The following is a 14,013-nucleotide window of genomic DNA, read 5'->3' on the forward strand; positions in this document are numbered from 1 at the left end:
ATGGTTAAAGCAAAAAAAGAAAACGCTACTTTAAAAGTAACGTTGGTTAGAAGTTTGATTGGTCGTATTGAAGCGCACAAAGCCACTGTACGTGGTCTTGGTCTGCGTCGTATGCACCACACTGTAGAAGTGCAGGACACTCCTGAAATTCGCGGCATGATTAATGCAGTGAGTTATCTTTTGAAGGTTGAATAATCATGCAATTAAACACGATTAAGCCTGCTACAGGCGCAAAAAAAGCATCTCGTCGTTTAGGTCGTGGCATTGGCTCTGGTTTAGGTAAAACTGGTGGCCGTGGTCATAAAGGTCAAAAATCCCGTGCTGGTGGCTTTCATAAAGTCGGTTTTGAAGGCGGTCAAATGCCTCTGCAACGCCGTCTGCCAAAACGTGGCTTTAACTCATTGACACATGCTGACACTGCACGTATCCGTACCAGCGAGTTATCATTGGTTGATGCTGAAGTGATCGACATCTTGTCTTTAAAAGCAGCCAAATTGGTGCCTGTTTCTGCAAAAGCAGTGAAGGTTTACCTGTCTGGTGAAGTGGCTACTAAAGTGCAAGTTCAAGGGTTGTTGTTGACTAAAGGTGCTCAAGCTGCCATCGAATCTGCTGGCGGAAAAGTACTTGAAGTCTAATCTGTTGTAAGAAAAGAGTATCAGCTTGGCACAGGATAATATCTTAAGTTCCGTAAGCAAACTTGGCGAGTTAAAAAGCCGTTTGTGGTTCTTGTTGGGCGCACTGATCGTTTATCGCTTAGGTGCGCATATTCCAGTGCCAGGCATTGATCCAACTGTGTTAAAACAGTTGTTTGATACGCAGAAAGACGGCATTTTGGGCATGTTTAACATGTTCTCCGGTGGTGCGTTGTCACGCTTCACCGTGTTTGCCTTAGGCATCATGCCTTACATTTCTGCGTCAATTATCATGCAGTTGCTGACAGTGGTTTCACCTCAGCTGGAGCAACTGAAAAAAGAAGGCGAAGCTGGACGTCGTCAAATTACCAAATACACCCGCTACGGCACGGTGTTGCTGGCAACCTTTCAAGCGTTAGGCATTGCCATTGCGTTGGAAGGTCAGGCTGGTTTGGTATTGGACCCCGGTTTTGCGTTCCGTATTACGGCCGTGACTACGTTAGTTGCTGGCACAATGTTTTTGATGTGGTTGGGTGAGCAGATTACCGAGCGTGGTATTGGTAACGGCATCTCGATCATTATTTTTGCAGGTATCGTAGCAGGTTTGCCACATGCCATCGGCAGTACGCTGGATCTTGCCAAAACGGGTGCATTCTCCATTCCATTGGTCATGTTCCTGTTTGTTGCGGTGATTCTGGTGACTGCGCTGGTTGTGTTTGTTGAACGTGGTCAACGCAAGATCACCGTCAACTACGCTAAACGCCAGGTTGGTAACCGTATTTATGGTGGTCAGTCTACGCACTTGCCACTGAAGCTGAATATGTCAGGTGTGATTCCACCGATTTTTGCTTCTAGCATTATTTTGTTCCCGGCCACTTTGGCTGGCTGGTTTGGTAGCAGTGAACATATGTACTGGTTAAAAGACGTGAGTGCGAAACTCTCACCGGGTCAGCCTTTGTATATCTTGTTATTTGCTGCCGCGATTTTGTTTTTTGCTTTCTTCTACACGGCGTTGGTCTTCAACCCTAAAGAAACAGCAGATAACTTGAAGAAAAGTGGTGCGTTTGTACCGGGGATTCGTCCTGGTGATCAAACGGCCAAATATATTGATCGCATCATGGGTCGTTTGACATTGATTGGTGCGCTCTACATTACGCTGGTTTGTTTGTTGCCAGAGTTTTTAGTGTTGAAGTTTAATACCCCGTTCTATTTTGGTGGTACTTCATTGTTGATTATCGTTGTTGTGACGATGGACTTTATGACGCAGGTGCAATCACATCTGATGTCTCAACAGTATGAAGGCTTGCTGAAAAAAGCCAATTTTAAAGGTTCGGGCAAGTAGCCAAATTGCAAGATGAAGATCGCTTTGCGATGCAAGGCGATGTCTTTGCCAAGTGCAGTTTTAAAGTGAAATTCAAAAATGGTCGCGCTGTGCTTGGTAACAAAGTCTCAGTGGTAATGACCTCATATGATTTAACCCGTGCGCGAATTGCATTCCGCGCAAAGTAAGTGAATTAAATAAAGGAAAGTAAGATGAGAGTTCGCGCATCAGTTAAAACATTATGCCGTAACTGTAAAGTTGTAAGACGTCGCGGCGTTGTTCGTATTATTTGTACTGACCCACGTCATAAACAACGTCAAGGTTAATGGTAAAACATTCGCTTGTGAGAGATTTGATTGGCTGATATAATATGCGGCTTTTCTTTTCTACGCATCAAGCTTGATCGTGAAAAACGATTGATTATTGGAGTTTAAGTATGGCTCGTATTGCCGGGGTAAATATCCCAAACCACAAACATGCAGAAATTGCTTTGACCTCTATTTACGGTATTGGTCGCGATACTGCGCAGAAAATCTGTGCTGCGGCTGGTGTATTGACAACAGCAAAGGTCAAAGACCTGAGCGACTCAGAAGTTGAAAAGCTGCGTGACGAAGTGGCTAAATACACTGTAGAAGGTGATTTGCGTCGTGAAGTAACCATGAACATCAAGCGTTTGATGGACTTGGGTTGCTATCGCGGTATTCGCCATCGTCGTGGCTTGCCAGTACGCGGTCAGCGTACCAAAACCAATGCGCGTACTCGCAAAGGTCCGGTTAAAGCCATCAAGCAATCTAAATAATCTTTTATTGAACATCAGTAGATATTAAGGACAGTACAACATGGCAAAAGCTAATGTACGCGTTAGAAAAAAAGTTAAAAAGAATATTGCCGAGGGTATTGCTCACGTGCACGCTTCTTTTAACAACACGATTATTACGATTACCGATCGTCAAGGCAATGCGTTGTCATGGGCTACTTCTGGTGGTCAAGGTTTTAAAGGTTCACGTAAGAGTACTCCATTTGCTGCACAGGTAGCATCTGAAGTGGCTGGTAAAGCTGCTCAAGAGTCTGGCGTTAAAAATCTGGAAGTGCGTATCAAGGGTCCAGGTCCAGGTCGTGAATCTGCTGTGCGTGCGTTGAATGCTGCTGGTTTTAAAATCACTAGCATTACTGATGTGACACCGGTGCCACATAACGGCTGCCGTCCACCGAAAAAACGCAGAATTTAATTCATTTCGCTGTCACAGATTAGCGAATCGATTACTGGAGAACTATTTTGGCTAGAAATTTAGACCCTAAATGCCGTCAATGCCGTCGTGAAGGTGAAAAACTGTTTCTGAAAGCAGAAAAATGCTTTACAGACAAATGCGCAATTGAAAAGCGCAACTTCGCACCAGGTCAGCATGGTCAGCGCCGCAACTCACGTCTGTCTGATTACGGCGTGCAATTGCGTGAAAAGCAAAAAGTACGTCGTATTTACGGCGTGTTAGAAGGTCAGTTCCGTACTTATTACGCTGAAGCTGATCGTCAAAAAGGTATTACTGGTGAGAACCTGTTGCAGTTGCTGGAGTCCCGTTTGGACAACGTTGCATACCGCATGGGTCTGGCTGGTTCACGTTCTGAGGCACGTCAAGTTGTGCGTCACAACAGCATTTTGGTTAACGGTAAACGTTTGAACATCCCTTCATATCAAGTGAAGGCTGGCGACGTGATTACTGTTGCTGATAAATCAAAAGCACAATTGCGTATTAAATCTGCGATTGAAGCAGCGCAACAACGTGGTTTCCCTGAGTGGTTGGAAGTCGACGTCAAAGCATTGTCTGGTAAGTTCAAGGCTAAACCTCAGCGTGATGAGTTGCCTGCTACCATCAATGAATCATTGATCGTTGAATTGTATTCTAAGTAATCACTTAGCCTAGGCTAAGGATTACTTGTTACTGCCCAATTACTTCAAGGAGTTGTATGCAAAATAACCCTACAGATTATTTGAAGCCACGTGTTGTGGACGTTGAAGTGATTACTCCACTGCGTGCACGTGTGACTTTAGAGCCAATGGAACGTGGCTTTGGCTATACCTTAGGGAATGCGTTGAGAAGAGTATTGCTTTCTTCCATCCCGGGTTTTGCCATTACTGAAGTAAAAATCGATGGTGTTGTACATGAGTACTCCACGATTGAAGGTGTGCAAGAAGACGTTGTTGATATCTTGCTGAACCTGAAAGGTGTTGCTTTAAAGCTGCACAACAAAACTGAAACCATTTTGGTATTGAACAAATCTGGTGAAGGTATTGTGACTGCGGGTGATTTTGAAGTTGGTCATGATACTGAGATTGTTAATCCAAATCATGTGATTGCCAACATCACCAAAGGTGGTAAGTTGAACCTAGAAGTGAAAGTTGAAATGGGTCGCGGCTATCAGCCTGTACCGGCCCGTCAAAAAGCCAACGATGAAGATCGCGTTTTGGGCTTTATGATGGTGGATGCTTCTTTCAGCCCGATCAACAAAGTGAGCTACCATGTTGAGAGCGCACGTGTTGAACAGCGTACCGACCTCGACAAACTGATTATGGACGTTGAAACTAACGGCATTATCGAGCCTGAGCAGGCGATTCGTGATGCTGCGCGTATCCTGATTGGTCAGTTGTCAGTATTTGCAAATCTGGAAGGTGCTTCAGCGGATGTTGAAGTGAAAGCAGCGCCTCAGGTAGATCCAATTCTGTTGCGTCCGGTCGATGACCTGGAGTTGACAGTACGTTCTGCTAACTGCCTCAAAGCGGAAAATATTTTCTACATTGGTGATCTGATTCAGCGTACAGAAAACGAATTGCTGAAAGCGCCTAACCTGGGTAGAAAATCATTGAATGAAATTAAAGACGTGTTGGCCTCTAAAGGCCTGACACTGGGAATGAAGCTGGAAAACTGGCCACCTGTTGGCTTGGAAAAAGCTTAATTTCTGATCAGATAAATACTTAAGGAAATTACTATGCGTCACGGTAATAGCAATCGTAAATTGAACAGAACCAGCAGCCACCGCGCAGCTATGTTCCGCAACATGGTGGCGTCTTTGCTGCGTCATGAAGTGATCAAAACAACTTTGCCTAAAGCAAAAGAGCTGCGTAAATATGCAGAACCACTGATCACTTTGGGTAAAACACCTACACTGGCAAACCGTCGTCTGGCGTTCAGCCGCTTGCGTGACCGTGATATCGTTGGTAAATTGTTCGGTGAACTGGGTCCTCGTTACACTGCACGCAACGGTGGTTACCTGCGTATTTTGAAGTGTGGTTTCCGTCAGGGCGACAATGCACCAATGGCTTTTGTTGAGTTGGTAGATCGTCCAGAAGTTGCAGAAGCACCAGCAGCAGAATAAGTAACGATGTATGTATAAAAAAGCCAGCTTTCGCTGGCTTTTTTGTTTTTAGGCCTGCGTGGTGAGCCAGTGGCTAATCATCTCGGCGTTAAATGGCCAGAACAATTCATTTACACCGCTATTGGATGCGTCAAGCAGTACCGGGATGCTTATTTCATAACGCTGTAGCAATTTTTCATCATCCATGATGTCTAGGCTTTGGTAGGGTAGGTTTAAGGCCTGTAAAAGCTGCTCTGCGTCATCGCAGAGGTGGCAGCCTTGGGTGCCTAATAATATCAATTGGTTTTGCATAAAACTCTAGGTAGTGTCATCAACGCTTTGTACAATGATACCTGCAAAAACAACGGCTGCTCAACATTGGATCATGCATGACAGAAATTCGCGAACAAGATGAGAAACTGACCGAAGGCAAGGAAAGCCTAAGTGAAACGTTGCAACAGGTTATCCACTTGCTGGGTAAGCACAAGCTGGTCGAGCATGTAGTACACCGGCAGGATATGCCTAAGCATGATCTGGTCGAGAACCTGGTTCACAAGCAAAATCTGAATATTCTGCAGCACAAGCTGGATCAGCTTCACCCGGCTGACGTTGCTTATATCCTGGAATCATTGCCATTAGATGACCGTTTAATGGTCTGGGATCTCGTCAAAGCAGATCGTGATGGCGAGATTCTGCTCGAAGCCTCTGACGCCGTGCGTCAAACGCTGATTGCGGACATGGACAGTGACGAGTTGCTGGCCGCTGCCGAACAGCTAGACACCGATGAGCTGGCAGACTTGGCGCCTGACTTGCCAAAAGATGTGTTGCAAGACTTGCTTTACAGTCTGGATACACAACACCGCGAGCGTTTACAGTCTGCGCTGTCTTACCCTGAAGATACCGTAGGCGCGATCATGGACTTTGATATCGTGACTATTCGTGACGATATCACGCTCGAGGTAGTGTTGCGCTACCTGCGTCGATTGCCCAAATTCCCTGATCATACCGATAAATTGTTTGTCATTAATCGCGATGACATCCTGCAAGGGGTGTTGCCGCTCAAGCGCATTATCCTGAATGACCCCGAGACCCGGGTTGGTGACATTATGTCGACAGATGCCGTGGTGTTTCATCCTGAAGACATGGCCGACCAGGCCGCAATGGCGTTTGAGCGCTACGACTTGGTGACGGCGCCAGTGGTCGACAATAACCGCAAGCTGGTTGGGCGCATTACGGTGGATACCGTCATGGATATTATTCGTGAGGAGGCGGAGTCAGACATGTTGTCCTTGGCCGGTTTGCGCGAAGAAGAAGACTTTTTTGCGTCGATCTGGAAGTCGGTGCAAAACCGTTGGGCTTGGCTGGCGATTAACCTGGTCACTGCATTAGTGGCTTCGCGCGTGATTGGTTTGTTTGAAGGCAGTATCGAAAAAATCGTTGCGCTGGCAGCACTGATGCCTATTGTTGCCGGCATTGGCGGCAACTCAGGCAATCAAACCACCACCATGATTGTGCGCGGTTTGGCACTGGGCCAAATCTCCGGTTATCACATGAAATCTTTGCTGCAAAAAGAAATGGGTGTGGCGCTGTTAAATGGCCTGCTATGGGGCGGTGTGCTCGGTCTGGTCGCCTTTTGGTTATACCATAATGCTGCCTTGGGCTTGGTAATGATGGCCGCCATGGCGCTCAACTTGCTATTGGCCGCCATTACCGGTGTCATGATTCCGTTGGTGATGAACAAGTTGGGTCGAGATCCGGCCGTTGGCTCCAGCGTGTTGATTACTGCCCTGACCGACAGTGGCGGCTTTTTGATTTTTCTCGGCTTAGCCACAATTTTTTTATTATAAAAATCTATGATGGATAACGATATTAATATTCTCTGGAAAGAAATTGTTCAAGACCTGAGCACAGTCTCTGCCTTGTGGCAGCTGTTTGTGTTCGGTGTGATTCTGGCGGTGAGCGGTTTGCTCAATTGGCACCTGCGCAAGCAAATTGCGGCAGGCAAAGTCAACACCGTTTATAAGATGCTGTTGGGCGGCATCGAGCGTTTGTTTTTCCCGTTCGTGGCATTTTTAATGCTGGTGATTGCGCGCTATTCGCTGGAAGGCTACATGCATGTTGGCCTGTTGCGACTCGCTGCGCGAATGTTGCTAGCAATGGTGATTATTCGTAGCCTGGTATACGTGTTGCGTTACGTGTTTTCGCCCAGTGCCTGGTTGCACTCGTTTGAGCGTGTGATTGCCTGGAGTGTTTGGGTGGTGGTGGCATTGCATATCAGCGGATTTTTGGATCCGGCCTTGCAGGTTCTTGAAGATGTGACGTTCAGTGTTGGTAAGCAAAAATTAAACCTGTTGTTGCTGATTCAAGGCGGGCTGACCATTGTGATCACCATGCTGGTCGCCTTGTGGTTAAGTCGAATGATAGAGCTGCGGCTGATGGCTTCGGAGAGTATAAATAGCAACTGGCGTGTCATTATGGTCAAGCTGGTGCGCATGGTTGCTATCGTGATTGCCTTGCTGATGTCGATGGCCGCGGTGGGGATTGATGTGACGATGCTGTCAGTCTTTGGCGGCGCGCTTGGCGTCGGCTTGGGTTTTGGCTTGCAGAAAATTGCCAGTAATTATGTCAGCGGTTTTATTATCCTGATGGATAAGTCACTGCATATGGGGGATGTCGTCACTATTCATGGCCACTATGGCATTGTGAAAGAGTTGCGCTCACGCTATATGCTGCTGCGTAAGCAGGATGGTACTGAAATTATTATTCCAAATGAAATGATGATCACAGATGCCGTGATCAATCATACCTCCGCTGCGCATAAGGCCAAGGTTCCTATTCCGATTCAGATTTCATATGAAAGCGATCTGGATCTGGCCATCAAGTTGTTAAAAGACATTGGCACCGCGCATCAGCGTACGATTAAAGACGATACTGCGGTGGATGTGACTATCAAGGCGTTTGCGGAGAGTGGCATTGATTTGCTGCTATCGCTATGGGTGCTTAATCCGGAGGAGGCGACGGCCAAACTGCAAAGTGAGATCTACTATGAGATCTGGCAGCGTTTTAAAGCGAATAATATCCAGATTCCATACCCACAGCGCGACGTGAGGGTGATCTCGGTACCAGCGGCTTCTGCAGCGATTTAAGCTGCAATCAAGAACTGTTCCCTATATGCAAAAGGCTCAATCTAATGATTGGGCCTTTTTTACGGGTGAAGACAATGCGCAGCTAATAAAAAAGCCTGCATTTGCAGGCTTTTTTATTAATACTTGAAACTAAGATTATTTCAATTTAGTTTCTTTGTACATGACATGCTTACGAGCAACTGGGTCAAATTTCTTGATCTCCATTTTCTCTGGCATAGTACGTTTGTTTTTTGTGGTGGTATAGAAATGACCTGTACCAGCACTAGACTCTAATTTGATTTTTTCACGCATGATAATATCCTTAGCTGACTAATGTCGCGAGTTAGATTTTTTCGCCAGCAGCACGCAAATCAGCCAACACAGCGTCGATACCGTTTTTGTCGATCGTACGCAAAGCAGCGTTGGTAATGCGCAGGCTTACCCAGCGGTTTTCGCTCTCAACCCAAAACTTACGGTTTTGCAAGTTAGGCAAGAAACGACGTCTTGTTTTGTTTTGTGCGTGAGAAACATTGTTACCCACCATTGGTTTTTTACCGGTTACCTGACATACACGTGCCATGGTTGTCTCCAAATACTTTTATCTTTTCAGAAAGAGCGAGATTATAGATTGAATCGCCCGCACAAATCAAGCGATTATTGTAATTTTTCAAACAATTAGTGCTTGCCTGTGCTGCCAAAGCCACCTTCACCGCGTTCGCTGCTGGTGAATTCGTCCACAATATGAAAGTCCGCCTGTACCACAGGCACAATGACCATCTGCGCCACACGTTCCATCGGGTTCAAAATAAACGCTTCTTTACTGCGGTTCCAGCACGACACCAGTAGCTGCCCTTGGTAATCTGAATCAATTAGCCCGACCAGATTGCCCAGCACAATACCATGTTTATGACCCAGACCCGAGCGCGGCAAAATCATGGCGGCATAATAAGCATTGTCGATATGAATCGCCATGCCGGTAGGGATCATGATGGTCTCTCCCGGTTGTATGGTTTGTGTGTGCTCAATGCAAGCCCGCAAATCCAGCCCGGCTGAGCCTGGCGTTGCATAGTTAGGCATCATGTGATGCAGGCGAGGGTCAAGAATCTTGAGATCTACGGTAATCGACATACGGCATGCTCCAGAAAAATATTGCGCTATTAAACACGAAATATGGCTGAAAATCACTGATTACGATAATTAGTCAGCAACAAAAAAGCCAGCAGTTGCTGGCTTTGCAAATCGTGTGAATGTTTAAAACTTATATTGCGCGGTTAAACCGAGCAGGTAATTGCGGCCAGCGGCAGGTTCGAAGAACAAGGCATTGCCATCATTCACGCGTACAGAACCGATGTAATCCTTATCGGTAATGTTCTCAATACGCACATATTGTTTGAAGCGCCACTTGGTCAGGTTCTGTTCAAAACCTGCGCGGATATTAAAGATTGTGTACGAAGGTGCTTTATCTGTATTGATGTCGTTCACGTAGACTTGACTGTTATGGCGACCTTCGAGAGCTGAGAAAAAGCCAAGGCTAGGGTACTTCCAAGCGATTTCTCCATACACTTGTGACTTGTAGGTGCCAGGGATGCGGTTGCCTGAGTTGACTGGGCCGGTTGTGCCTGCTGCGTTAATCACTGTTACAAAAGGATCATCAAATTTTGCATTGAGTAGTGTGTAGGCGGCGAATACAGTGATATTGTTGTCCAGGTTGGCATCAATCGAAGCTTCAATGCCTGTCCTTTTTGTTTTGCCTGCATTTTGATAGCTTGAACGTCCTGAAACGGTTTGACGGGTCACAATTTCATTGTCAGTATCGACTTTAAATAGCGTAACGTTGGCTCTGATATCGTCAGTGATAAAAGCTTTTGCGCCTAATTCAATATTTGTGCTTTCTGCAGCCTTCAATGAAAGGTTCGGTTTGCTTGCTACACCGCCTGTGACATTATCAAAAGCTGCTTCAATAAACGTAGGCGTTTCGAAGCCTTTACCGAAGTTAGCATAGAAGTTTAACTTCTCAGTCGCTTTCCAAATAATGCCGACCACTGGCGTGGTTTTTTGGTACTCAACATTTCCACTGTTATCGCCGTTTGAGCCTGTGCCGGTAATGAAGTTGTCTTGAACTTCCAGTTTTACTTTGGTATGACGTGCACCTGCGTGCAAATCAAGGTTGGGCGTGATGCTTAAATTGCCTTGTAAATATTGATCGAAGTTGCTGGAGATGTTTTGTTCCAGCCTATTTGGTGTGTTAACGATTGAGCCTAAGCGCAAAAGGTTGGTGTCTTTGCGGTCATCGGTTGACTTCCCATAATTCAACCCAAGAGTTATTTGGTAGGGGAGGTTGCCCAGACTGCCTTTGTTGTCCCATCTCAAGTCTGCACCGTAAAATTCTCTACTGATTTCACTGAGTCGTGAACTGGTAGCAGCAAGGGTTGTAGCGGTTGCCGTCGTCGTTAAAATTTGTGCATTATTTCTACTACCTACGTAGGGAATAAAACTGATTTTGTTATTTTCGTTAAACGCATGCTCAATGTTAAAACCCACTTGCGTATGGTCACGTTTAACACTTGTGTTGGCAAATAAGGCAGCAGAAACAACTTTATCTCTTGTTGCGTTAGAAAAGGCTCTTGCTCTGTCTAGTCCCAGAGGGTCCTGCGCTTCCTGGTCAAACCAATTCACTAAAGTTGTGACTTTAGTATCTTCGTTCAAATTAAATTTGAATTTGGCGGTGGCCATTTGTTTATTGCTTGAGCTGTTGGCTCTGTAGCCGTCAGACTCATAGTTAGATACATTCAGCGAGTATTCCAAACCCTCTAATTGCCCAGCTGCTTCCAGCACATTCCGCTTCGTGTTGTAGCTACCAAACATAGTGGTGGCGCCAATGGTAGGTGTAGCTGGCGCATCTTGCGTAAACATCTGAATCACGCCGCCAGATGAGTTGCCGTAGAGTGAAGAGAATGGGCCGCGCATGACTTCTATGCTTTTAATGGCAGACAGGTCCATGACGCCTGGTTGACCCTGGCCGTCTGGCATGGTGAGTGGAATACCATCAACATAGATACGGATGCCACGTACACCAAATGACGAGCGGGAGCCAAAGCCACGACTGGAAATTTGCGGGTCTTGTGCTTGTTGCGTTCTGTTTTGCGCTGTCACGCCGGGTACGCGAATCAGGCTTTCGGACAGGTTCATTTGTAACTGGCCGTCTTTGATGTTTTTTTGTTCAATCACATCAATCGCCACCGGTAAATCAAAACTGTTTTGTGCCTGGCGTGTGGCTGTAACGACAACAGGTGAAAGCGTGAGTGTTTTTTCTTCGTCTGCCATGGCTTGTGGCAGGTTGCCAAACACGGCAGAAAGGGCAATATACAACGGCGTGAGGCGGGGTGCGCGCATCATTATTCTCAATACTAAAGTTAAACTGCGCGGATTGTAAGCTGAGTGTAAGCTTTGGCCGCTCAGTATTTTCATGAAAATACTGAGAAATGCCGATTTAATTAGCGTGGATCAAGTTGGCTTTTAAGGTGCGTTAAGAGTTTGAATGCAATGTTAATTTTATCGTCGGTGCCAAGTGCATATTCACCGTGCTCGTCAATGATAGTGACCGTATTTTGATCACTACCCATTGCGGTGTTGGCGTGGTTAGCCACGATCATAGGGATACGTTTTGCCAGCCTTTTTTGTTTGGCGTAGTCGATCACTCGTTCTGTTTCGGCGGCGAATCCAACGCAATAGGGTGGGTTGGGTAAAGAGGCGACATCTGCCAGTATGTCTTTATTTTTTATGAGTTCTAGGGTGAGTGTTTGCTCACTCTTCTTAATTTTTTGCACTGAGGAAACATCCGGCCTATAGTCGGCAACGGCTGCCACCGCAATAAAAATATCCTGATCTGCAATAGATTGCATTACGCTTTGGTACATGTCATGCGCGCTGCTGGCAAAGTAGGCTTGGCTGGTGGCCGGGCGCGAGGCACTGGTGTGGCCGTAAATAAGGGTGACTTCTGCCCCCATGCGCATGGCTGCCTGCGCCAGTGCGTAGCCCATTTTGCCGCTGCTAATATTGGTGATGCCACGCACCGGGTCTAGCATTTCGAGTGTTGCCCCGGCGGTGATCAGTATCTTTTTGCCAGCCAGCAGCTTGGGCGTAAAAAACGTTTGCAGGCCTTCCAGCAAGTCTGCTGGCTCTAGCATTCTGCCTAGCCCGACTTCACCGCAGGCTTGTTCGCCGCTATCCGGGCCTAAGATGGTGATGGCGTCTTGCTGTAATTGCCCGATATTGCGCTGCGTGGCTGCGTTCTCCCACATTTGCTTGTTCATTGCGGGCGCAACAATAAGTGGGCACTCACGTGCAAGGCATAATGTCGAGAGTAAATCGTTGGCAAAGCCATGCGCCAGTTTGGCGATAAAGTCTGCGCTGGCGGGTGCGACCAAAATGGCATCGGCTTTGCGGCTGAGTTCTATGTGCGGCATGCCATTAGAAATACGCTGATCCCAGCTATCGACAAACACCGGGTTGCCAGACAGCGCCTGCAAGGTGGTGGGCGTTATAAAGTGGGTCGCCGCTTCTGTCATCACGACTTGTACGCGATGGCCTTGTTTAACCAACAAGCGAACCAGTTCGGCGGCTTTATAAGCGGCAATACCGCCAGTCACGCCAAGCAGTAGGTGTTGATGAGGTGAGTGCGCTGGAATCATGGCTGCATTTTAACTGTAAATTTTGCGCAATTGCCATTTATGCGCCGTATAGCATTTTCTTTAAAAATGTTAACATCTGGCATCGGTGAGGTGAAATACATGATAAAGGTGGTCAGAATCTTTTTCTGGGTGATTGTGGTGCTGACTGCTTTGATGCAGCTTTGGCAAGAGTATCAAACCTTGCAGTGGCGCAAGCCTTTGAACGTGGCTGTGTACCCGGTCAATGCAGATGGTACGCCAGTCGTGGATACCTATATTGCCAGCTTGCGTGCGCAAGATTTTGAAGTCATTGTGCAGTTTTTTTCACGCGAAGCACTCAAATACCAATTGCCTTTGCGGCGCCCCATCACGCTTTACTTAGGCCCCGAGATTCATGATATTCCGCCTGCGCCACCCGCAGTCAATGGGCGCTTGCTCGATATTGTTCTGTGGAGCCTTAAGTTCAGGTGGTTTAGCTGGGGCCATCAGCCAGCGGTGGGTGTGCCTGTTGATATCAAGTTATATCTGTTGTATCACGATCCAGATAGGCATCGCCGCTTATTACATTCAACCGCTTTGCATAAAGGCAGAATTGGCCGCGTCAATCTGTTTGCGGAAAACAGCCAGCATGCGACCAATGCCGTCATTATTGGGCACGAGTTGCTGCATACGTTGAGCGCCACCGATAAATATGACTTGAGCAATAGCCTGCCCTTGTTTCCTCAAGGCTACGCCGAGCCTTATGCGCAGCCGCTTTATCCGCAATCTATGGCCGAAGTGATGGCAGGCAAGGTGCCGCAAACACCGCAAACAGCACGCATGGCCAAAAGTTTGCATGAGGCTGTGATTGGCCGACCAACCGCGCGCGAAATTGGCTGGTCAAAATAAACCGGGTGACAAATGGGTGATTAAGGAGG

General features: G+C 46.9%; 19 protein-coding genes. 13 read left to right on the forward strand and 6 right to left on the reverse strand.

Features of this window, described 5'->3' with window-relative positions; all coding sequences use genetic code 11:
* From rpmD to rplQ, 10 genes are all read left to right on the forward strand, one after another.
* On the forward strand, positions 1-195 hold the full coding sequence (gene rpmD, locus METH5_RS0107975; protein WP_029148008.1) for a 50S ribosomal protein L30: 195 nt from the start codon (positions 1-3) through the stop codon (positions 193-195).
* 2 nt (positions 196-197) lie between these two features.
* Positions 198-635, forward strand: a complete 438-nt coding sequence (gene rplO / locus METH5_RS0107980; protein WP_029148009.1) for a 50S ribosomal protein L15 — start codon at positions 198-200, stop codon at positions 633-635.
* A gap of 25 nt (positions 636-660) precedes the next feature.
* A complete protein-coding gene (gene secY, locus METH5_RS0107985) occupies positions 661-1,974 on the forward strand; it encodes a preprotein translocase subunit SecY (RefSeq protein WP_029148010.1) in 1,314 nt (437 codons plus the stop codon).
* 29 nt (positions 1,975-2,003) lie between these two features.
* Entirely contained in the window at positions 2,004-2,141 is a 138-nt protein-coding gene (gene infA, locus METH5_RS16015; protein WP_369758916.1) for a translation initiation factor IF-1, read from the forward strand.
* Positions 2,142-2,165: 24 nt separating this feature from the next.
* Complete coding sequence (gene rpmJ / locus METH5_RS15465) at positions 2,166-2,279, forward strand: 50S ribosomal protein L36 (RefSeq protein ID WP_081620790.1); 114 nt, start codon at positions 2,166-2,168, stop codon at positions 2,277-2,279.
* A gap of 110 nt (positions 2,280-2,389) precedes the next feature.
* Complete coding sequence (rpsM, locus tag METH5_RS0107995) at positions 2,390-2,752, forward strand: 30S ribosomal protein S13 (RefSeq protein ID WP_019881242.1); 363 nt, start codon at positions 2,390-2,392, stop codon at positions 2,750-2,752.
* 40 nt (positions 2,753-2,792) lie between these two features.
* A complete protein-coding gene (rpsK, locus tag METH5_RS0108000; RefSeq protein ID WP_018986256.1) occupies positions 2,793-3,182 on the forward strand; it encodes a 30S ribosomal protein S11 in 390 nt (129 codons plus the stop codon).
* A gap of 47 nt (positions 3,183-3,229) precedes the next feature.
* Positions 3,230-3,859, forward strand: coding sequence for a 30S ribosomal protein S4 (gene rpsD, locus METH5_RS0108005; protein WP_029148011.1), 630 nt, complete (start codon positions 3,230-3,232; stop codon positions 3,857-3,859).
* Between the two features lie 56 nt (positions 3,860-3,915).
* On the forward strand, positions 3,916-4,902 hold the full coding sequence (rpoA, locus tag METH5_RS0108010) for a DNA-directed RNA polymerase subunit alpha (protein WP_029148012.1): 987 nt from the start codon (positions 3,916-3,918) through the stop codon (positions 4,900-4,902).
* Positions 4,903-4,935: 33 nt separating this feature from the next.
* Complete coding sequence (gene rplQ, locus METH5_RS0108015) at positions 4,936-5,322, forward strand: 50S ribosomal protein L17 (RefSeq protein ID WP_029148013.1); 387 nt, start codon at positions 4,936-4,938, stop codon at positions 5,320-5,322.
* A 48-nt stretch (positions 5,323-5,370) separates the two neighbouring features.
* Here rplQ and METH5_RS0108020 read toward each other — a convergent pair whose 3' ends face one another.
* Positions 5,371-5,613: a glutaredoxin family protein gene (locus tag METH5_RS0108020; protein WP_029148014.1), complete on the reverse strand. Its 243-nt coding sequence runs from the start codon at positions 5,611-5,613 to the stop codon at positions 5,371-5,373.
* A 77-nt stretch (positions 5,614-5,690) separates the two neighbouring features.
* Here METH5_RS0108020 and mgtE point away from each other — a divergent pair, with 77 nt between their 5' ends.
* Together mgtE and METH5_RS0108030 are read left to right on the forward strand one after the other, a co-directional pair.
* On the forward strand, positions 5,691-7,148 hold the full coding sequence (mgtE, locus tag METH5_RS0108025; protein WP_029148015.1) for a magnesium transporter: 1,458 nt from the start codon (positions 5,691-5,693) through the stop codon (positions 7,146-7,148).
* Between the two features lie 6 nt (positions 7,149-7,154).
* Positions 7,155-8,447 (forward strand): mechanosensitive ion channel family protein, encoded by a 1,293-nt coding sequence (locus tag METH5_RS0108030; RefSeq protein ID WP_029148016.1) that lies wholly within the window; start codon positions 7,155-7,157, stop codon positions 8,445-8,447.
* 135 nt (positions 8,448-8,582) lie between these two features.
* On the opposite strand, the gene rpmG is transcribed toward METH5_RS0108030, so the two are convergent.
* The 5 genes from rpmG to coaBC form a co-directional block, all read right to left on the reverse strand.
* Entirely contained in the window at positions 8,583-8,738 is a 156-nt protein-coding gene (rpmG, locus tag METH5_RS0108040; protein WP_013441158.1) for a 50S ribosomal protein L33, read from the reverse strand.
* A 31-nt stretch (positions 8,739-8,769) separates the two neighbouring features.
* Positions 8,770-9,006 carry a 50S ribosomal protein L28 gene (gene rpmB / locus METH5_RS0108045; RefSeq protein ID WP_018986249.1) on the reverse strand — a complete coding sequence of 79 codons (237 nt, stop codon included), beginning with the start codon at positions 9,004-9,006 and terminating at the stop codon, positions 8,770-8,772.
* 95 nt (positions 9,007-9,101) lie between these two features.
* Positions 9,102-9,554: a dUTP diphosphatase gene (dut, locus tag METH5_RS0108050; RefSeq protein ID WP_029148017.1), complete on the reverse strand. Its 453-nt coding sequence runs from the start codon at positions 9,552-9,554 to the stop codon at positions 9,102-9,104.
* A 123-nt stretch (positions 9,555-9,677) separates the two neighbouring features.
* A complete protein-coding gene (locus tag METH5_RS0108055; protein ID WP_029148018.1) occupies positions 9,678-11,819 on the reverse strand; it encodes a TonB-dependent receptor in 2,142 nt (713 codons plus the stop codon).
* 101 nt (positions 11,820-11,920) lie between these two features.
* Entirely contained in the window at positions 11,921-13,117 is a 1,197-nt protein-coding gene (gene coaBC / locus METH5_RS0108060; RefSeq protein ID WP_029148019.1) for a bifunctional phosphopantothenoylcysteine decarboxylase/phosphopantothenate--cysteine ligase CoaBC, read from the reverse strand.
* A gap of 99 nt (positions 13,118-13,216) precedes the next feature.
* Between coaBC and METH5_RS0108065 the strand changes: the two genes are divergently transcribed.
* Positions 13,217-13,984 carry a hypothetical protein gene (locus METH5_RS0108065; protein ID WP_029148020.1) on the forward strand — a complete coding sequence of 256 codons (768 nt, stop codon included), beginning with the start codon at positions 13,217-13,219 and terminating at the stop codon, positions 13,982-13,984.
* Positions 13,985-14,013 lie beyond the last annotated feature (29 nt).

Source organism: Methylophilus sp. 5 (assembly GCF_000515275.1).
Lineage (GTDB): Bacteria > Pseudomonadota > Gammaproteobacteria > Burkholderiales > Methylophilaceae > Methylophilus.